Below are 18209 nucleotides of genomic sequence, written 5' to 3' on the forward strand. Positions count from 1 at the left end.
CAATCATGACCGAGGAGCATGCCTCCCCCAAGGCTGGCCAGGTGCTGCTTGAGTGCCAGGGACTGACGCGGACCTATCATGAAGGGCCCCAGGATGTGACGGTGCTCGAGAATCTGGATCTTGAGGTGCGCGCCAGCGAGCGGGTGGCCGTGGTTGGCAGCTCCGGTTCGGGCAAAACGACCCTGCTTAACCTGCTGGGTGGTCTGGACCGGCCCAGCGCTGGCACCGTCAAGGTGGCGGGGCAGTCACTGGCCGAGCTGGGCGAAAGCCAGCTTGGGCGCTTTCGTAACCGCCATATCGGCTTCGTCTACCAGTTCCACCATTTGTTAGCCGAGCTCACTGCTCTGGAAAACGCCGCACTGCCGCTGATCGTGCGCGGTCAGTCGCGTAAGCAGGCCTGCGAGCGTGCCGCACAGATTCTCGAGCACGTCGGCATGGCCAAGCGAAGCGATCACAAGCCCGGTGAGCTCTCCGGGGGTGAGCGTCAGCGGGTGGCGATCGCCCGTGCATTGATCACTGATCCCAGCCTGGTGCTCATGGATGAGCCCACTGGCAATCTCGACAAGACCACCGCGGCTAGCATCCTTGCAATGATGGACGAGCTCGCCAAGACGACCGCCTGTGCCTTTGTAGTGGTGACGCATGATACCGGTCTCGCCGCCCATCAGGATCGGGTGATGAAACTGGATAACGGCCAGTTGACCGTAGACGGCTGAGGTTGGATCGCGATGCGTAGATAGCTGGGCCTGGATAGCCAAGCTTGGATAACTACCCTTTGATAGCTAACGTGGCTACCCAACACCCAGGCCTCAGCATCGCCAGAGGAAGCAGCGGCTAAAGCGATCGGCTGGTCAGTGACGAATCGACGCGCACAGCCTTGACCAGCTGATCAACTGATCAGCAGTCATCGTTGCGGCCTTTGCCGGTCAGTGCGGCCCTCAGGCGGCGCTGCTTTCGGCGTCGCTGCCAGCTGCGTGAGACCTGCCAGCGCCAGATCAACCGGATGCCGGCGTTGGCGGCGAGGCCGGCGACCACCGCCGCGACCAGCGAGCCCAGCGCCAGGGCCGGCAGGATGTCGACAAGCTGTTCGGCTACCCACTGCGTCGACAGGGTATCGGGTGCCGCTCTTGGCGGAGTGGCAAGCAACCAGGCGCCTAGACGATAGTTGCCGTAGAAGATGATCGGCATGGTCAAGGGGTTGGTGATCCATACCAGCCCGATCGAGAGCGGCAGGTTGCAGCGCAGCAGGCAGGCTCCGCCAGCGGCCAGGACCATCTGAAAGGGGATCGGCAACAGGGCGCAGAACACGCCGACCATGAAGGCATTGGCCACCGCGCGGCGCGACAGCATCCACAGCGAGGCATCGCCGATCAAATGGCGCATGAAGCGCAGCGAGCGATTACCCTTGAGGGCATCGGGATGGGGCATGTAGCGCTGTAGGAAGCGGCGCGGCATGGCAGGCTCGCAGGCGATGGGTGGTACGGATTACACGATCCGCAGCCATTATCCATACAAGCCATGCCCCTCGCCACGGCTTCGGCCGGTTCGAGGGTGAGACAGGGCCAGGGAGGGCCGAAGACTGTCATGCGTACCATGCGCAGTGGGCTTGGCATGCCGTTGGCGATCGCCGCCATGGTAGGGGCCGGGCTCGCCATCCAAACACCGGACGGGCTCTTGGCGGCCTGGAGCGTGGCGGGGCTGCTGATTCTTGCGCGGTTGCCCCGGCAGTGGCCTCACCTGGTGCTGTTCGTCACCGCCACCCTGGTCGGTGGCTCGCTGCTGCTGACGCGGGACGCCGAACTGCCCCGAGGCCTGGTCGGGCAAGAGCTCCGGCTCGAGGGGCGCATCCTCGCCTATCAGGCCGGTCAACCGGCGAGCCGGCTGCGCTTTGCCGTAGATGATTGCCATACTCTGGAACCTGGCCTTGCAAGCTGTGACGCCCTCGAGCGGGTGCGACTGTCGGTTTACGACGGCCCCGCCATGGCGGTGGGTGAGCGCTGGCGCCTGACGGTGCGGCTGCGCCCGCCATCGGGTTTCGCCAACCCCGGCACCTTCGACTATCGCGCCTGGCTGTGGCGCGAGGGGCTGGGAGCAACCGGCTATGTGCGGCACTCACCGCCGGCCGAGCGCCTGGCCGGCGCGCCTTTTTCACCTCGTCAGGCGGCTCTGACCTTTCTCGATAGCCATTATCCCGAAGGTCTTGGTCGCCGCTGGCTGGCGGCCCTGACGCTGGGAGCCGGTGAGCGACTCAATGATGATGACTGGGCGCTCTTGAATGCCAGTGGCACCACGCACCTGGTGGTGGTATCGGGGCTGCATGTGGGACTGGTCGCGACCTGCGTTTTATGGCTGATGCGCGGTCTGGCCCGCTGGGTGACGCCCGGACGCTGGCGCATGGCGGTCTGGCCCTGGGTGCTGGCCGGCGCGGCGGCCGGCGGTTATGCCTGGCTGGCGGGTCTCGAGCCGCCTGCGCTTCGTGCCTTGATCATGACCCTGGTTGGCCTCTGGGTCGCCTGCGGGCGTCACGCGCCCGGACCCTGGCAGGCCTGGTGGCTGGCGTTTTCGATGGTCGTGCTGGTCGACCCCCTGTCGCTCTGGCGACCGGGGCTGTGGCTGTCCTTTCTGGCCGTGGCCTGGCTCATCCTGATCTGGCAGGGGCGTTCCCGGCCCCAAGGCCTCAAGGGCTGGGCCTGGGCGCTGGTTCGCACCCAGCTACTGCTGGCCCCGCTTATGGCCGCCGCCGTGGTGATCGCCTTCGGACGGCTGGCGCCGGGGTCGGCCATCATCAATCTGCTGGCAGTCCCATGGGTCAGCATGCTGATGGTGCCGCTGGGTCTGCTGGTCTGGGTGCTAAGTGGGGTGCCGCCCCTGGCCCATGTCTGCTGGCTGCTTTTCGAGGCGTTGACGACGCTGCTGCATGCCGGCTTGAGCGACGCCGTGGCGGTCACGCCCTTGCTTTCGCTGCCAGCCTGGCAACGTCTGCCGGTGGCGCTGTGTCTCGCCGGTGTCGCCCTGGCCTGGGGGCTGCCGAGTGTGACACGGTCACTGCGAGTGGCGGTTTCACTGCTGATGGTTGCCGTGCCTGTCACCCTTGAGGCGCCGCTGCCTGCCCAAGGGAGTCTGCGGATGCAGGTCTATGATGTGGGCCAGGGTCAGGCGATTGAACTGACGACTGACTCTCGCAGTACTGATATTCGCACCAGTATTCGGCCCCGTGCCGACGACAGCGTGAGTGACGGTACACAGGGTGGCCGTGATGGCGATGCTGATAACGGCATTCAGACAACGCGGCTCTTGTACGACACCGGGCCGCGTTTCAGCTCTGGCTTCATGCCGCTAGCCGGACTCTGGCCCCCTGGGCAGGCGTTCTCGCGGGTCATCGTTAGTCACGGCGATCAGGACCATGCGGGCGGCGTGCCGGCGCTTGCCGATCACCGGGTGGGCGAGTGGCTGGCGCCTAGCGGGGAGGCCATCGGGCACGACTCCCGCCCCTGCGTCGCCGGCCAGCGCTGGAGCAGCGGCGATGTTGACTTCCGGGTACTCTGGCCGCCGGCCGGGCCTCTCGATGCGCTTTCTGCCAACGATCGCTCCTGTGTGCTGATGGTGCGTCTCGGCGAACAGGCGATATTGATCACCGGTGATGCCGGGCGGGCGGTGGAACGTCGCCTGCTGTCCGCTCTGCCCGAGCGTATCGATGTGCTAGTCGCCGGGCACCATGGCAGCCGCACCAGTTCGGGAGCGGCCTTCGCGACGGCGACGGATCCTCGCCAGGTCATCTTCAGTGCCGGGCGTGACAACCGTTTCGGTCACCCGGCCGCGGAGGTGGTGCGACGCTTTCGCCGACGGGGCAGTTGCCTTTGGAATACCGCGCTTGACGGGGCGGTGACGGTCACGCTGACCCCGGGCGAGGCGCCCGTGGTGACCGCCGAGCGCCAACCGAGCTGGCGACGCGGTGTCGATGGCGGCTGCCATGGGGTAGAATCTCGCCCCTAGATGACCGTCGATGGCGTCCCCGGCGGTCATGGCATTTGGGAGACTCTGATATGGATATGCTCGGCGCACTGGAGGTCGGTGGTTGGTTGATGTTGCCGCTGCTGGGCTGTTCCTTGGTCGCTACCGTGATCATCATCGAGCGGCTGTGGACCTTGCGAGCTGCTCGCATCGCCCCGGCAGGGCTGGGCGGAGAGGTCTGCGCCCTGGTCGCTCAGGGGCAGGTCAATCTTTACTGGCTGGAAAGCCACTCACCGCTGGGTGGCGTGCTGGCCGCCGGGCTTCGCAATGCTCGGCTCGGCCATGATCAGGTGCGTGCCCGGCTGCAGGAGGCGGCCGTCGCAGTGATCCATGACATGGAGCGCTTCCTGAGCCCGTTGGGTACCATCGCCGCGATCACGCCGCTGATTGGCCTGCTGGGCACCGTGGTCGGGATGATCGAGGTGTTCTCGGTGCTGGTCAGTGCCCAGGGGGCCGGGCGCACCGCAGAGCTTGCCGGCGGGATTTCCCAGGCATTGATGACCACCGCCGCGGGCCTGACGGTGGCGATACCGGCGCTGATGTTTCACCGTTTCTTCCAGCGCCGGGTCGAGGACATCACCGTGCGCATGGAGCAGCAGGCCAGCCAGCTGGTGGAGTTCCTGGCCCACTACCCGGGCGAGTTGACCCTCACCGAGCGTGACGAGGCCTTGGGTCAGGGAGTTCGCGGCGCATGAAGTTTCCGCGCCGTCACCGGGAGCCGGTGGAGATCAACCTGACGCCCCTGATCGATGTGGTGTTTCTGCTGTTGATCTTCTTTATGGTCTCGACCACCTTCGAGACCCGCCAGGCTCTGGAACTCGAACTTCCCGAAAGCGCTAGTGCGGCGCCGGCCGATACCGCGCCGGTGGTGCTTTCGATCAGTGCTGCCGGCGACTATCGGCTCGGAGAGACATCCGTCGATCAGCGTGACCTGGCGGCGGCGCTGGCCACCCAGGCCGATGCTGCCCGCGACCATGGGCTCGTGATCGAGGCCGATGGGCGGGTCGCCCACCGCCGAGTGGTGGCCGCTCTCGATCAGGCTGCTGCCCTGGACATTACCCGTGTGCGCATCGCGACTCGCGAAGCAAACGACAGTACCAATCAAGCGGAGACACCGTGACCTACGACTCAGGATGGGCTCTCTACAAGCGCCTGCTCGACTATGTCAGGCCCTATTGGCGTTCTTTCATGCTGGCCGTGTTCGGCTATGCCATTTACGCCGCGTCCAGCACGGCCCTGGCGGAGATGATGAAGCGCCTGATCGATGGTATTCAGAACCCGGATGCGGCCTTCCGCCTTTTCCTGCCGATGTTCGTGGTGGGCATGTTCGCAGCCCGTGGGCTGGGGACCTTTCTTGGCACCTACTTCATGAGCCAGGTGGCGCGCAACGTGGTGCACGCCCTGCGCTGCGATGTCTTCAATCACATGCTGCACCTGCCGGGGCGCTTCTTCGATGAGCATTCCAGCGGTCAGTTGGTCTCACGAGTGACCTACCACGTTGAACAGGTCACCGGGGCGGCCAGTAACGCCATCACCGTGATCCTGCGCGAGGGGCTCTTCGTGCTCGGTCTGCTGGGGTACCTGCTGTGGACCAATGCGATGTTGACCCTGGTGTTCATGGCGGTCACGCCGCTGATCGGGCTGGTCGTCAGCTATGCCAGCAAACGCTTTCGGCGCCTGTCCCGGCGCATACAGCGCTCCATGGGTGATGTGACCCACGTGGCCTCCGAGGCGCTGTCGGGTTATCGCGTGGTCCGTACCCATGGCGCTGAGGCCTATGAGAAGCGTCGCTTCGCCAAGGCCAGCGATGACAACCGCCGCCAGAGCATGAAGGAGGCGTTGACCAAGGGCATCAGCACGCCGGTCATTCAGCTGTTGGTTGCACTGGCCCTGGCGGGGCTTGTCTGGCTGGCCATGTCGCCGGCCCTGCTCGATGACATGACGCCGGGCGAGTTCGTGGCCTTCATCACCGCGGCCTCGCTGATGGCCAAGCCCGTGCGCCAGCTCACCGACGTCAATAGCGTCATCCAGAAGGGCATCGCTGCGTCTGGCGAGCTGTTTGGCCTGATCGCGGAGCCGGCCGAACCCGACCAGGGAACCACCGAGCCGGGCCGCCTGACGGGGAGGGTTCTCTTCGAGGGCGTGCGTTTTGCCTACGCCGAGGGCCAGAACGAGGTACTGAAAGGCATCGATCTCGATGTCGCGCCGGGCCAGATGATCGCCATCGTCGGTCGCTCCGGCAGTGGTAAGTCCACCCTGGTCAACCTGCTGCCGCGTTTCTATCGGCCCTGCGAGGGCGCTATCACTCTCGATGGGGTGGCACTGGATGATTTCAAGCTGTCACCGCTGCGTCGTCAGATTGCGCTGGTGTCCCAGCAGGTCACCTTGTTCAATACCACGATCGGCCAGAACATCGCCTATGGCGTCGATGATCCTGATCAGGACGCCGTTGAAGCCGCCGCTCGTGCCGCCTTCGCCCATGATTTCATCATGGAACTGCCGAAAGGCTACGACACCCCGGTGGGCGACAACGGCGTCATGCTGTCCGGCGGCCAGCGCCAGCGGCTGGCGATTGCACGGGCGATCTTCAAGGATGCGCCGCTGCTGATTCTCGATGAGGCCACCTCGGCGCTGGATAGCGAGTCCGAGCGCTATATCCAGAAAGCCCTGGAAGAAGTCTGTCGTGGTCGGACCACCTTCGTCATTGCGCACCGGCTCTCGACCATCGAGCGCGCCGATCGCATTCTGGTGATGGAGCAGGGCGAGATCGTCGAGCAGGGCAGCCATGCCGAGCTGCTCGCCCGCGAGGGCGCCTATGCCGCCCTGCATCAGCTGCAGTTTCAGGAAACGCCATGACGGTGTGGAGCCGGGTCAGCGAACGTCTCGGCGAGGCGCTGCTGGCCGCCTGGTACGGCGATGCTGCCTGGCTTGGCCTGCTGCGGCCGTTGGAGGCTCTTTATCGCCGCCAGGTGGTTCGTCGTCTGGCCGATTTTCAGTCCGGCAAACGGCCGGTCCATCATCCCGGCGTGCCGGTGGTGGTGGTCGGCAACCTGACGCTGGGTGGGACCGGCAAGTCGCCGCTGGTGGCCTGGCTGGCGCGGTATCTCGCCGAGCAGGGCTATTGTCCGGGCATTCTGTCGCGCGGCTATGGCGGCGAGAGCGCCGACTACCCGCTGCGCGTCACCGCCTCGACAGCGGTCGATGTCTGCGGCGATGAGCCGCTGATGCTGGCGGCCCAGACCGGCGTGCCGGTCGTGGTCGACCCCAAGCGCGCCCGCGGCGCCGAGCGGCTGCTCGACGAGGGCTGCGATATCCTGATCAGTGATGATGGCCTGCAGCATCTGGCGCTGGGGCGTGACCTGGAACTGGTGGTGGTCGACGGACAACGTGGCTTTGGCAATGGCCGCTGCCTGCCGGCGGGGCCGCTGCGCGAGCCGCTCGCAAGGCTTGAGAGCGTCGATGCGCTGGTGGTCAACGGTGCCGATCCCGGTGACGTGGCGGGGGCCGAAGGAGCCGAGCAGCGCTTCAGCATGACCCTTGATCCGGTTGCCTGGCGACGGCTCAGCGACGATCAGCGCCTGCCGCTGTCGCCGTTGCCTTTCGCCTGCGACGTGCATGGCCTGGCCGGCATCGGCAACCCGCCGCGCTTTTTCGCGACCCTCGAGGGGCTGGGATTAAAGGTGGCGCCGCATCCCAAGCCTGATCATCATCGTTTCACGTCGCAGGATCTGCGCTTTGACGATGAAGCGCCGGTGGTGATGACCGCCAAGGATGCCGTCAAGTGCCGTGGCTTCGCCGATGCGCGCTGCTGGGCGCTGGACGTGGAAGCCCGTCCGTCGGCCGGCTTTATCGAATGGTTTGCCACGCAACTCGATGCGCTGACGCGCGTCGCGCAAGGGGAAAGACAATGATGGATAAGGAATTGCTGGCCATGCTGGTCTGTCCACAGTGCCAGGGCAAGCTCAAGTACGACCGTGAACACGCAGAGCTCAAGTGCCACTTCGATGGCCTGGCGTACCCGGTCCGCGACGACATTCCGGTCATGCTGGCCGAGGAAGCTCGGGTCATGGACGTCGACGAGAAGCTCGGCAAGGCGGCTCCGAATCGTGGTGAGGCAGGGGGGCAGGCATGAGCGACTTCGTCGCCGTGATCCCGGCTCGCTTTGCCTCCAGCCGGCTGCCTGGCAAGCCGTTGCTCGACATCGCCGGTGAGCCTATGGTGGTCCGGGTCTGGCGCCAGGCCCTGGCCAGCCAGGCAAGCCGTGTGGTGGTGGCCACCGATGACCCGCGCATTAGCGAGGTAGCCGAGGAGGCCGGCGCCGAGGTGGTGATGACCGCCGCCAACCATCCTTCCGGCACCGACCGGCTCGCCGAAGTCGCTGAACGATTGGGGCTCGCCGAGGATGCCATCCTGGTCAACGTCCAGGGGGATGAGCCGCTGTTGCCGCCGGCCCTGATCGACCAGGTGGCCGCGCGACTCGAGGAGGACGCTGATGCGTCCATCGCGACCCTGGGCGAGTCGATCAGCGACGTTGAGATGCTGTTCAACCCCAATGTGGTCAAGGTGGTGCGAGACTTCGCCGGCCGCGCCCTGTATTTCTCCCGCGCGCCTATCCCTTGGGATCGAGAGGCGTGGGATCGGGAAACGTGGGATCGGGAGGCCTTCGCCAGCCGGCCGGAACTGCTTGCACAGGATGCCTGGCTGCGCCACATCGGCCTTTATGCCTACCGCGCCAGCTTCCTGGCCGCCTATCGCCACTGGGCCCCGGCGCCGCTGGAACAGCTGGAACAGCTCGAGCAACTGCGCGCCCTGCAGCACGGGCACCGTATCCAGGTCGCCCTGGCCGGCGAGCCGCATCCCGCCGGCGTCGATACCCAGGCAGACCTTGAGCGGGTGCGCGCCCTGTTCGCGGACACCGCCGCCCAGTCTGCCGGCACTCAACCAGAAAACATTCCATCAGAAAACGTCTCACCAGAAGACATTTCACCAAAGAAGAAGGAGCGCTGAGATGCGCGTGCTGTTCGTCTGCCTCGGCAACATCTGCCGCTCGCCGACCGCCGAGGGCATGCTGCGCCACAAGCTCGAGGCGGCAGGCCTTGCCGAGAGCGTGACTATCGATTCCTGTGGGACCGGCGACTGGCATGTGGGCAAGGCGCCGGATCGCCGCGCCACCGCAGCCGCTGCCACCCGGGGTATCGATCTTAGCGGCCTGCGGGCGCGCCAGCTCGAGCGCGCCGACTTCGAGCGCTTCGATTACCTGTTGGCCATGGATCATGACAATTTGGCCGATTTATTGGCGATGCGTCCCAGCGACTGTGACGCCCACGTCGGACTCTTTCTCGATTTTGCCGGCCGTGAAGGAGCAGCGGTGCCGGACCCCTACTACGGCGGTGAAGACGGCTTCGGCGAAGTGCTGGATCTGGTCGAGGCCGCCGCCGATGGGCTCATCGAGGTCCTGCACAAGCGGCTGGACTCGACATCGTGAGCCTCGTCTGGCACTCGCATCACGATCTCAGCGGCGCCAACACCCTGGGGTTACCCTGCGTGGCCGAGCGCTTCGTGGCGCCCTCGACGCCGGATGAGCTCGCCGCGGTGCTTCATGAGGCCCGCGCGGCCGGCTGGCCGGTCACCGTGCTTGGAGGTGGCAGTAACCTGATCCTCGGCGATTGGTTGCCGGGGCTGGTGGTTCACCCTGAGTTTGCCGACTATCGCTGCGAGACGCTGGATGACAGGCGGGTGAGGGTGCACGTCGATGCCGGCATGAACTGGCATGAGCTGGTCATGACCTTGGCCGGGCAGGGCCTGTGGGGTATAGAGAACCTGGCGCTGATTCCCGGTCAGTGTGGTGCCGCCCCGATTCAGAATATCGGCGCCTACGGCGTCGAACTCGCGCAGGTGCTGGAGCGGGTACATCTGGTGCATCTTGCCGACGGTCGCGAGCAGGTGCTCGATGCTGCCGACTGCGCCTTTGGCTACCGGGATAGCCTCTTCAAGCGCGCCCTCGATGGCCAGGTGGTGATCACGCGCCTCGAGCTTTGCCTTTCCACGCAGGCGGCACCTCGCCTGGGTTATGGTGACCTGGCGAGCCGTGTCGGGCCCACACCGACGCCCCTTGAGGTCGCCGAGGCGGTCTGCGTCCTGCGCCGTGAAAAGCTGCCAGACCCCTCGGCGCTCGCCAATGCCGGCAGTTTCTTCAAGAACCCGGTGGTCGAAGCTGACCTGGCGCATACGCTGCTTGAGCGCTATCCCGAGATGCCGCATTTCCCCCAGCCCGGCGACCGTTACAAGTTGGCGGCTGGCTGGCTGATCGATCGGTGCGGGCTCAAGGGCCATCGCGAGGGCGCCTTCGGCGTGCATGATCGCCAGGCTTTGGTGCTGGTCCATCATGGCGGTGGCGATGCCGAGGGGCTTTTGCGCTTCGCCGACAGCATCGCCTCGCGAGTGTTGGAACGCTTTGGTGTGGCGCTCGAGCGCGAGCCGAGGCAGGTCGGTATCACGGCGTAGACAGGTCGAGTAGGTCGCTCGAATAGGCCGCTCTGAGGGTCGAATAGGCGCCCATGAAAAACGCCCGCAGGCTTAGCCTGCGGGCGTTTTTGGTTGCCGCCTTTCAGCGGTGGCCCGGGTTGCCCCGGGCCTGCCGATCAGGACTGGCCGTCGTCGGACTTGCCTTGCTGCTCACGACGACGGATCTCGCGCGGGTCGTTATGAGCGCGGCGACGGCGACGCGCCTTGGGCTTAGACTCCTCTTGCTTTGGAGCCTTGGGCGTTTCAGGCGTAGCGGTTTCAGACTCAGGCGCTTCCTGTGTCTGCTCGGCCTTTGGGGCTTCCTGCTTGGATGCCTCTTGTGCCGGTGCCTCTGCCTTGGACGTTTGAGGCGTAACGGTTTCAGACTCAGGCGCTTCCTGTGTCTGCTCGGCCTTTGGGGCTTCCTGCTTGGATGCCTCTTGTGCCGGTGCCTCTGCCTTGGACGTTTGAGGCTTAGCGGTTTCAGACTCAGGCGCTTTCTGCGGCTGCTCGGCCTTTGGGGCTTCCTGCTTGGATGCCTCTTGTGCCGGTGCCTCTGCCTTGGACGCTTCAGGCTCAGGCGCTTCAGACTCAGGCGCTTCTTGCGGCTGCTCGGCCTTCGGGGCTTGCTGCGCGCCTGCCTCTTGTACCGGAACCTCTTGTGCCGAAGTCTCTGCCTTGGGCGCTTCAGGCTTAGGTGCTTCAGACTTAGGTGCTTCAGACTCAGGCGCTTCTTGCGGCTGCTCGGCCTTAGGCGCTTCCTGCTCGGATGCCTCTTGTGCCGGTGCCTCTACCTCAGGCTGTGCTTGCTTAGGGGCTGCTGCCTTCGGCTCTTCAGACTTGGCTTCTTTAGGCTTAGGCTGCTTGGCTTTCGGCGCTTGCTGCTTCGGAGTCGCTTGCTGGGGCTCTTCAGCCTGCGGCGTTTCCTGCTTGGTCTGCTCTTGCGTCTGTGTCGGAGCCTCTGCCTTCGGCTCTTCAGCCTTGGCCTCTTCAGCCTTCAGTTCTTCCGCTTTGGGCTGCTTGGCTTTCGGCGCCTGCTCTTTCGCAGACGCCTGCTGGGGCTCGTCATCAGTCTTCTGGGTTTGCGGCTTCGGGGCTTCCTGCTTGGCAGTCTCGGCCTGATGGGCCTCGTCCTTCGGCGCTTCGGAATCCGCCTGTTGCGCCTCTGCCTGCAGACGCTTCTGCTCGGCTTCGGCCTGAGGATTCAGGGCCTGCTTGCGGGTCCGGTTGCGCGGGTTGTTGCGAGTGCGCTTAGGCTTGCCGTCGCTCTTGGCGGTTTCCTTGGCCGGCTGCTCTCCCTGATTGGACTTGTCAGTGGACTGCGGCTTCTTGTTGTCGGCCTGCTGAGGCTTGTCCTTGCTGCGCTCGCCCTGGCTCGACTTCTTGTCGCCTTGCGCTTTATCGGTCTGGGGCTTATCGGTCTGGGGCTTGTCGTTCTGGCCCTTGTCACCCTGACTCTTGGTCGAGGGCTTCTGCTGGCGACGCTCGTCGTCCTGGCGTCCCCGGCCCCGATTGCCGCCCTGGCGGTTGCCGTCGCTGCGACCCTCTGGCTTGGCGTCACGGTTATCGCTGTTGCCGTCGCCGCGGTTGTCCGGCTTCTTGTTGCCCTGGTTGCGGTTGTCGTCACGGCCGCGGCGGTTGTTGCCTCCACGTCCGCCTCGACCGCCACGGTTGTTGCCGTTCTGGCGAGACTCGCTGTCTCGATCCTCGTTGCGATCGCTTGTCTGGCGCTGTTCTTCCTGCTGCTTGCCGCTGCCGGCTTGATTGCCTGTCGAGGCGGGAGAGGCTTCACCGCTGCCCAGCAGCTTGCCGAGGCCCTTGAACAGGCGAGAGATTACACCGCTTTCGTCAACTGCCGGCGCCTGGGGGGCGGCGGCCGGTGCCTTGGCCTCGGGGGCAGCAGGCTCTTCCTGCAGCGAGGCAGGGGCAGGGGCGGTGTGAATCACGCTCTTGACCGCGGCTTCGGCGCGCTGCACCGGCTTGGCGATGCTCGCATCCGGTTCCTTGCCAACTTCGCTGTCGGTGGGCAGCTCATAGCTGGATTTGACCGACTCATCCTCATCGACGTGGTCATCGCGCAGGCGCTGTACGTCGTAGTGAGGGGTGTCCATTTCCGGGTTGGGCAGCACCAGCAGGCGCACGCCCTGGCGGCGCTCGATCTCGGCGAGCACTGCACGCTTCTCATTGAGCAGATAAGTGGCCACCGGCACCGGCAGGATGGCACGAATCTGGGCGCTGCGTTCCTTCATCGCCTCTTCTTCGAGCAGGCGCATGACGGAAAGCGACAGCGAGCGCACGTCGCGGATGGTGCCCTGACCGTCGCAGCGCGGGCAGACCACGCCGCTGGTCTCGCCAAGCGAGGGGCGCAGGCGCTGGCGTGACATTTCCATCAGGCCAAAGCGCGAGATACGGCCGATCTGCACGCGGGCGCGGTCGAGCTTGAGGGCGTCGCGCATGCGATTCTCGACCTCACGCTGGTTGCGTGCGGGGCTCATATCGATGAAGTCGATGACCACCAGACCGCCGATATCGCGCAGGCGCAGCTGGCGGGCGATCTCGTCGGCCGCCTCGCTGTTGGTCTGCAGCGCGGTTTCCTCGATATCGCTGCCGCGGGTGGCGCGCGCCGAGTTGATGTCGATGGAGACCAGGGCTTCGGTGTGATCGATGACGATCGAGCCGCCAGAGGGCAGTTTGACTTCCCGTTGGTAGGCGGTCTCGATCTGGGATTCGATCTGGAAGCGCGAGAACAGCGGTACTTCGTCGGCGTACAGCTTGATCTTCTGCTGGTAGGAGGGCATGACCTGCCGGATGAAGGCCAGCGCTTCTTCATGCACCTCGGGGCTGTCGATCAATACCTCGCCGATGTCGTTGCGCAGGTAGTCGCGCATGGCACGGATGATGACGTTGGATTCGCGATAGATCAGGAAGGGAGCGGGACGCTTACCGGCTTCTTCGGTGATGGATTCCCACACCTGGGCCAGGTAGTCCAGGTCCCACTGCAGCTCTTCGGAGGAGCGGCCGATCCCTGCCGTGCGCACGATCACGCCCATCTTGTCGGGCAGCGTGAGCTGACCCATGGCGTCCTTGAGCTGCGCACGCTCTTCGCCTTCGATGCGGCGAGAAATGCCGCCGGCCCGAGGGTTGTTAGGCATCAGGACCAGAAAACGACCGGCCAGGCTGATGAAGGTGGTCAGGGCGGCGCCCTTGTTGCCGCGCTCTTCTTTATCGACCTGGACGATGACTTCCTGGCCTTCCTTGAGCACTTCCTTGATGTTGGGACGCCCGCTGGGCTCCTTGACGAAGTACTCGCGGGAGATTTCCTTCAGTGGCAGGAAGCCGTGGCGGTCGGCGCCGAAATCGACGAAGGCGGCTTCGAGGGAGGGTTCTACGCGAGTGATCTTGCCGCGATAGATATTGGCTTTTTTCTGTTCTCTGGCACCGGATTCGATGTCCAGGTCGTAAAGGCGTTGTCCATCGACCAGAGCGACCCGCAGCTCTTCTGGCTGGGTCGCGTTGATGAGCATCCGTTTCATGTTGTCTCGCTTGCTGGCGCGCACCGGATGGCGCCCGTAAGCGGTCGACGAAGGCGAACCTCTGGGTGCTGCGTGCTTGTGCTCAGCGCATGTCGCGGATGCTTGTGCGCCCGGCTCGGGCAGTGGGTAGATCCCATGACTGTTCGAGCGTGATCATGTTGAGTACGCGGCGGTGGCGGGACATGTTTCGGCGGGCATCACGCCCTGCCGGCCCCGCGGTCTACCGCCAGACACCTGGCATACATCGATTCGCCAACGCCGGCCTCCGGCTCGCTGTTGAGTATTCCCGTGGCCTGCGGGTCGTCCCGTCTTGGGAACGGCCCGGGGTCCGGGCGTGGCGTTCAAGTTTCGCTTTCTTCTTACAGTGGCGCCGCGACCCTGCTTCGGGCAGTCGTCGTGGCGGCCTGATTCCTGGCTCCGGCCTGCGTGTCTGACGTGCAGGCGCCATTGTGGGGCGCTATTGGCCCCATTTGAGCGAACTGGAAATATAACAGCAATGCCCAATAGCAGCAATTGGCGCAGTGAGGGCGTCGGTGCGGTAGAATGGGCCGATCTATCGAGCGCAAGACATGACCAGGTGAGACGGAGTAACGAATGGCCGAGGGGCGAGAAGTACAGTGGATTGAGGTCACCGAGGGCCAGGTAGGGCAGCGCATCGACAACTTTCTGCGCACCCGATTGAAGGGAGCGCCCAAGGCGTTGATCTATCGGATCGTGCGCAAGGGCGAGGTGCGGGTCAACAAGAAGCGGGTCAAGGTCGACTATCGGCTCGAACTCAACGACCTGGTGCGGGTGCCGCCACTGCGGTTGGCACCGGAAGAGGCGGTGCGCGAGGTCAGCGACAACCTGCGCAACCTGCTGGCCGGCAGCGTGCTGGTCGAGGGGCCGGGCTGGCTGGTGATCAACAAGCCCTCGGGGCTCGCCGTTCACGGCGGCAGCGGCGTCAAGATTGGCCTGATCGAGGCCCTGCGCCAGGTGCGCGAGGACCTGGACTTTCTGGAGCTGGTGCATCGGCTGGACCGGGATACCTCGGGCTGCCTGCTGCTGGCCAAGTCGCGTCCTGCACTGCTGTCCCTCAACGAGTCGCTCAAGGGGCGCAAGATGGATAAACAGTACCTGGCGTTGGTGGCTGGCCGCTGGCCGGCACGGCGCGACTATGTCAGCGCGCGCCTGGATCGCTTCGAGGCCGGCAATGGCGAGCGCCGGGTGCGGGTCGACCCGGCGGGAAAGGTGTCCAGAACCCGTTTCGGGGTGCGAGAGACCTTCGCCAATGCCACCCTGATCGAGGCCGAGCCGGTCACCGGGCGTACCCACCAGATCCGCGTCCATGCTACCCATGCCGGCCATCCGCTGCTCGGTGATGACAAGTACGGCACCCGTAGCGGCGAGGCGCTGGCTGCCAAGTTCGGGCTCAACCGTCTCTTCCTGCATGCCGCGGCTCTGACCTTCCCCGAGCCTGATAGCGGCCGGCCGGTGCACGTCAAGGCGCCGCTGGGCGATGAACTGACTGCGGTGCTCGCGCGGGCACGCCAGCAGTCCTGAGTCAGGAAAATTGAGCTGCAAGCCAGCAGGCGAATAAACCGGCAAGCGGGCAAATGGGCGAGCCGGAAATTGGAGAGTTATGCGTTATCGACTGGTGATCTTCGATTGGGACGGCACGCTGATGGACTCCGAGGCGCGGATCGTGGCCTGCATGCAGGCCGCCGCGCGTGATGCGGGGTGGGGCGAGCTGCCCGGAGAGGCCGTAAGCGACATCATTGGCCTTGGCCTGCCGGAGGCCATCGCGCGGATGTGCCCGGGCATCGGCGCTGAGCAGGCCGAACGGCTGCGTGAACGCTATGCGCATCATTTCGTGGCCGCCGAGGCTGAGCCGCTGGCGTTTTTCCCGGGAGTCGAGCCCGGGGTGGCAAGGCTTCGTGAGCGTGCCGACATGCGATTGGCGGTAGCCACCGGCAAGAGCCGGCGGGGGCTGGATCGGGTGTTTGCCGAAAACGGCAGCGGGGCCTGGTTCGATGCCAGCCGCACTGCTGACGAGACGCGCTCCAAGCCGCATCCGCGCATGCTCGAAGAACTCCTTGACGAGTTCGGGGTGTCGGCGGACGAAGCCGTGATGGTGGGCGATACTGAGTATGATCTGGAAATGGCGCGGGCGCTGTCGATGGATCGGGTCGCTATGACCTACGGCGTGCATGATCGCGAGCGACTGGCCGCCAGCCGGCCCACCTTTACCGCCGACAATTTTCCCGAGCTAATCGACTGGCTTCACGGCTGAACTGGCGCGGCTGCTGTCATTATCGTTGCACGGTGAGTGTCGCGATGACGCCGAGGTAGAAATGCCATTATGGTGTCACCAAGCCATTTTTGATCTTGAGCAGGATGCCCATGAGTGACGATAAACCGCAGGATCGATGGACCCAGGGGCCGGAGCTAAGCCGGGAAGAAGCGCGGCGTGCCGGGCAGCAAGCCGCCGAGGGTGCCGGGCCCGCGAGCGACGAGGATGCTGAGACCCTGCGCGAACGCCAGCGCCTTGCCCAGCTCGAGATGATGGATCGCTGGGTCGGTGGCGTGCTGACCGAGCAGCGGCGTTCACGTCGCTGGAAGCTGTTCTTTCGGTTCCTGTTTGCTGCGCTGATCCTGACCATGATCGCGACGACCTTCTATAGCTTCTACAGGGCCGCGCAGCCGTCGGTGATGGCGGGGCAGCATCTGGGTGTCGTCGAGGTCCAAGGCGTGATCGACAGCCAGTCGCCGGCCAATGCCGAGCGCATCATCGAGGGGCTCAGGCGCGCCTGGGAGGCACCAGGGGCAACGGCGGTGGTGTTGCATATCAACAGCCCCGGCGGCAGCCCCGTGCAGTCGCAGCGTATCTATGAAGAGATCATGCGATTGAGGGATCAGGGCGACAAGCCGATCATTGCGGTGGTCGAAGATATCGGTGCCAGCGGCGCCTACTATATTGCGGCGGCGGCCGATCAGATCGTCGCTGCGCCGGCAAGCCTGGTGGGCTCTATCGGGGTGATCTTTTCCGGCTTCGGCCTTGAGAAAGCCATCGACCGTCTGGGGATAGAGCGCCGGGTCTTCACTGCCGGCGATAACAAGGCGTTCCTTGATCCCTTCAAGGGCATTTCGCCTCGCCAGCGGGCGTTTTGGCAGGAAGTGCTCGATACCACCCATCGCCAGTTCATCGATGACGTCAAGGCCGGCCGCGGAGAGCGGCTGTCCGATGACCCTGAGCTGTTTTCAGGGTTGGTGTGGACCGGTGAGCAGGCCGTCAATCTTGGGTTGGTGGATCGGCTGGGCACGCTGGATGGGGTGGCTCGGGCGCGTCTGGAAGCGCCACGCCTCAAGGACTACACCCCTGGGCTCGACCCCTTCGATCGCCTGACTCGGCGCTTCGGGCGGGTGGCCGCCGAATGGATGGGGCTGCCTCAGGCCCAGTCACCGCTGCGCTATCAGGCCTATTGAGGGCGTTGGGCGGTCGCCTCGGCGCCTAGTGGATCGAGGCCTGCCTCTCTCAGCATGGCGCAGAGGCGGATCAACGGCAGGCCGATCAAGCTGTTGGGGTCATCGCCTTCTAGACGCTCGAAGAGGGCGATGCCCAGGCCTTCCATGCGAAAACTCCCGGCGCAGTCCAGCGGCTGCTCCCGGGCAATGTAGCGGGCGATCTCGTCTTCCTCGAGGCGACGAAACACCACGTCATAAGTGTCGTGGGCGAGCCAGTGGCGGGCGCCGGCAGTATCGAGCAGTGCAAGGCCGGTCAGGAAGCGCACACGCTGGCCTGAAAAGCGCAGCAGTTGGGCGCGAGCGGCGGCTTCGCTGCCAGGCTTGCCGAGTATCTCGCCGTCGAACACCGCTACCTGATCGGAGCCGATGACCAGGTGGTGGGAAAAGGTGTCGGCCAGGCGGCTGGCCTTGCTCAGCGCCAGGCGATGTACCAGGGCCTCGGGTGTTTCTCCGGGATGAGACGTTTCATCGATCTCGGGGCTTGCCCAGGTGAAGGGTAGGCCCAGGCGCTCGAGCAATTGGCGGCGCCAGGGGGAGCTTGAAGCGAGAACCAGGCGTGTCATGCGGTCTCCAGAGGAGTAAATAAATGAACGTATCGAGGCAGTCAAGCGTGCCCTTCGAACCCGGAAGCATACAGCCTTGCCAGGATGCTTTGAC

Annotated in this window: 16 protein-coding genes; 13 read left to right on the forward strand and 3 right to left on the reverse strand. The window is 65.0% G+C overall.

Translation table 11 applies throughout. From position 1 onward, the window contains the following. Positions 1 to 5 precede the first annotated feature (5 nt). Complete coding sequence (locus tag Q2K57_RS12775) at positions 6 to 716, forward strand: ABC transporter ATP-binding protein (RefSeq protein WP_304525282.1); 711 nt, start codon at positions 6 to 8, stop codon at positions 714 to 716. A 181-nt stretch (positions 717 to 897) separates the two neighbouring features. Here the strand turns inward: Q2K57_RS12775 and Q2K57_RS12780 are convergent, their stop codons facing one another. Continuing rightward, on the reverse strand, positions 898 to 1455 hold the full coding sequence (locus Q2K57_RS12780; RefSeq protein ID WP_112053326.1) for a DUF2062 domain-containing protein: 558 nt from the start codon (positions 1453 to 1455) through the stop codon (positions 898 to 900). A gap of 129 nt (positions 1456 to 1584) precedes the next feature. Here Q2K57_RS12780 and Q2K57_RS12785 point away from each other — a divergent pair, with 129 nt between their 5' ends. From Q2K57_RS12785 to murB, 9 genes are read left to right on the forward strand one after another with little or no spacing between them, the layout of a single operon-like run. Then, positions 1585 to 3993 (forward strand): DNA internalization-related competence protein ComEC/Rec2, encoded by a 2409-nt coding sequence (locus tag Q2K57_RS12785; protein WP_369700266.1) that lies wholly within the window; start codon positions 1585 to 1587, stop codon positions 3991 to 3993. 50 nt (positions 3994 to 4043) lie between these two features. Further along, positions 4044 to 4706 (forward strand): MotA/TolQ/ExbB proton channel family protein, encoded by a 663-nt coding sequence (locus Q2K57_RS12790; protein ID WP_220086216.1) that lies wholly within the window; start codon positions 4044 to 4046, stop codon positions 4704 to 4706. Next, on the forward strand, positions 4703 to 5131 hold the full coding sequence (locus tag Q2K57_RS12795) for a biopolymer transporter ExbD (RefSeq protein ID WP_304525283.1): 429 nt from the start codon (positions 4703 to 4705) through the stop codon (positions 5129 to 5131). The genes Q2K57_RS12790 and Q2K57_RS12795 overlap by 4 nt, the downstream gene beginning before the upstream one ends. Next, positions 5128 to 6867 carry a lipid A export permease/ATP-binding protein MsbA gene (gene msbA, locus Q2K57_RS12800; RefSeq protein ID WP_112053324.1) on the forward strand — a complete coding sequence of 580 codons (1740 nt, stop codon included), beginning with the start codon at positions 5128 to 5130 and terminating at the stop codon, positions 6865 to 6867. The genes Q2K57_RS12795 and msbA overlap by 4 nt, the downstream gene beginning before the upstream one ends. Next, positions 6864 to 7922 (forward strand): tetraacyldisaccharide 4'-kinase, encoded by a 1059-nt coding sequence (gene lpxK, locus Q2K57_RS12805; RefSeq protein ID WP_112053323.1) that lies wholly within the window; start codon positions 6864 to 6866, stop codon positions 7920 to 7922. Before msbA ends, lpxK begins: the two co-directional genes overlap by 4 nt. After that, positions 7922 to 8143: a Trm112 family protein gene (locus Q2K57_RS12810; RefSeq protein ID WP_112053322.1), complete on the forward strand. Its 222-nt coding sequence runs from the start codon at positions 7922 to 7924 to the stop codon at positions 8141 to 8143. Before lpxK ends, Q2K57_RS12810 begins: the two co-directional genes overlap by 1 nt. After that, positions 8140 to 9018, forward strand: coding sequence for a 3-deoxy-manno-octulosonate cytidylyltransferase (kdsB, locus tag Q2K57_RS12815; RefSeq protein WP_304525284.1), 879 nt, complete (start codon positions 8140 to 8142; stop codon positions 9016 to 9018). The genes Q2K57_RS12810 and kdsB overlap by 4 nt, the downstream gene beginning before the upstream one ends. Before the next feature lies 1 nt (position 9019). Next, a complete protein-coding gene (locus Q2K57_RS12820; protein WP_304525285.1) occupies positions 9020 to 9496 on the forward strand; it encodes a low molecular weight protein-tyrosine-phosphatase in 477 nt (158 codons plus the stop codon). Further along, positions 9493 to 10515: a UDP-N-acetylmuramate dehydrogenase gene (murB, locus tag Q2K57_RS12825; protein ID WP_304525286.1), complete on the forward strand. Its 1023-nt coding sequence runs from the start codon at positions 9493 to 9495 to the stop codon at positions 10513 to 10515. The genes Q2K57_RS12820 and murB overlap by 4 nt, the downstream gene beginning before the upstream one ends. Before the next feature lie 137 nt (positions 10516 to 10652). On the opposite strand, the gene rne is transcribed toward murB, so the two are convergent. Further along, positions 10653 to 14048: a ribonuclease E gene (gene rne, locus Q2K57_RS12830; protein WP_304525287.1), complete on the reverse strand. Its 3396-nt coding sequence runs from the start codon at positions 14046 to 14048 to the stop codon at positions 10653 to 10655. A gap of 594 nt (positions 14049 to 14642) precedes the next feature. Between rne and rluC the strand changes: the two genes are divergently transcribed. The 3 genes from rluC (at position 14643) to sppA (ending at position 17513) form a co-directional block, all read left to right on the forward strand. After that, positions 14643 to 15590, forward strand: a complete 948-nt coding sequence (gene rluC / locus Q2K57_RS12835) for a 23S rRNA pseudouridine(955/2504/2580) synthase RluC (RefSeq protein ID WP_304525288.1) — start codon at positions 14643 to 14645, stop codon at positions 15588 to 15590. A 79-nt stretch (positions 15591 to 15669) separates the two neighbouring features. Continuing rightward, positions 15670 to 16320: an HAD family hydrolase gene (locus Q2K57_RS12840; RefSeq protein ID WP_304525289.1), complete on the forward strand. Its 651-nt coding sequence runs from the start codon at positions 15670 to 15672 to the stop codon at positions 16318 to 16320. 110 nt (positions 16321 to 16430) lie between these two features. Further along, positions 16431 to 17513 (forward strand): signal peptide peptidase SppA, encoded by a 1083-nt coding sequence (sppA, locus tag Q2K57_RS12845; protein ID WP_304525290.1) that lies wholly within the window; start codon positions 16431 to 16433, stop codon positions 17511 to 17513. Here the strand turns inward: sppA and Q2K57_RS12850 are convergent. Next, the gene (locus tag Q2K57_RS12850) at positions 17507 to 18115 is read right to left on the reverse strand and encodes a nucleoside triphosphate pyrophosphatase (RefSeq protein WP_304525291.1); all 609 of its coding nucleotides are present in this window, start codon (positions 18113 to 18115) and stop codon (positions 17507 to 17509) included. The two genes, sppA and Q2K57_RS12850, sit on opposite strands and share 7 nt — an antisense overlap. Positions 18116 to 18209: the final 94 nt, after the last annotated feature.

This window comes from Halomonas sp. I5-271120, assembly GCF_030553075.1.
Taxonomy (GTDB): Bacteria; Pseudomonadota; Gammaproteobacteria; order Pseudomonadales; family Halomonadaceae; genus Onishia; species Onishia taeanensis_A.

Coding starts and splice junctions, on each gene's coding strand:
- Q2K57_RS12850 (WP_304525291.1), bottom strand. CDS start 18,115: ATGACACGCCTGGTTCTCGCTTCAAGCTCCCCCTGGCGCCGCCAATTG.
- Q2K57_RS12820 (WP_304525285.1), top strand. CDS start 9,020: ATGCGCGTGCTGTTCGTCTGCCTCGGCAACATCTGCCGCTCGCCGACC.
- lpxK (WP_112053323.1), top strand. CDS start 6,864: ATGACGGTGTGGAGCCGGGTCAGCGAACGTCTCGGCGAGGCGCTGCTG.
- rne (WP_304525287.1), bottom strand. CDS start 14,048: ATGAAACGGATGCTCATCAACGCGACCCAGCCAGAAGAGCTGCGGGTC.
- Q2K57_RS12780 (WP_112053326.1), bottom strand. CDS start 1,455: ATGCCGCGCCGCTTCCTACAGCGCTACATGCCCCATCCCGATGCCCTC.
- Q2K57_RS12775 (WP_304525282.1), top strand. CDS start 6: ATGACCGAGGAGCATGCCTCCCCCAAGGCTGGCCAGGTGCTGCTTGAG.
- rluC (WP_304525288.1), top strand. CDS start 14,643: ATGGCCGAGGGGCGAGAAGTACAGTGGATTGAGGTCACCGAGGGCCAG.
- Q2K57_RS12785 (WP_369700266.1), top strand. CDS start 1,585: ATGCGTACCATGCGCAGTGGGCTTGGCATGCCGTTGGCGATCGCCGCC.
- kdsB (WP_304525284.1), top strand. CDS start 8,140: ATGAGCGACTTCGTCGCCGTGATCCCGGCTCGCTTTGCCTCCAGCCGG.
- Q2K57_RS12840 (WP_304525289.1), top strand. CDS start 15,670: ATGCGTTATCGACTGGTGATCTTCGATTGGGACGGCACGCTGATGGAC.
- Q2K57_RS12790 (WP_220086216.1), top strand. CDS start 4,044: ATGGATATGCTCGGCGCACTGGAGGTCGGTGGTTGGTTGATGTTGCCG.
- sppA (WP_304525290.1), top strand. CDS start 16,431: ATGAGTGACGATAAACCGCAGGATCGATGGACCCAGGGGCCGGAGCTA.
- Q2K57_RS12810 (WP_112053322.1), top strand. CDS start 7,922: ATGGATAAGGAATTGCTGGCCATGCTGGTCTGTCCACAGTGCCAGGGC.
- Q2K57_RS12795 (WP_304525283.1), top strand. CDS start 4,703: ATGAAGTTTCCGCGCCGTCACCGGGAGCCGGTGGAGATCAACCTGACG.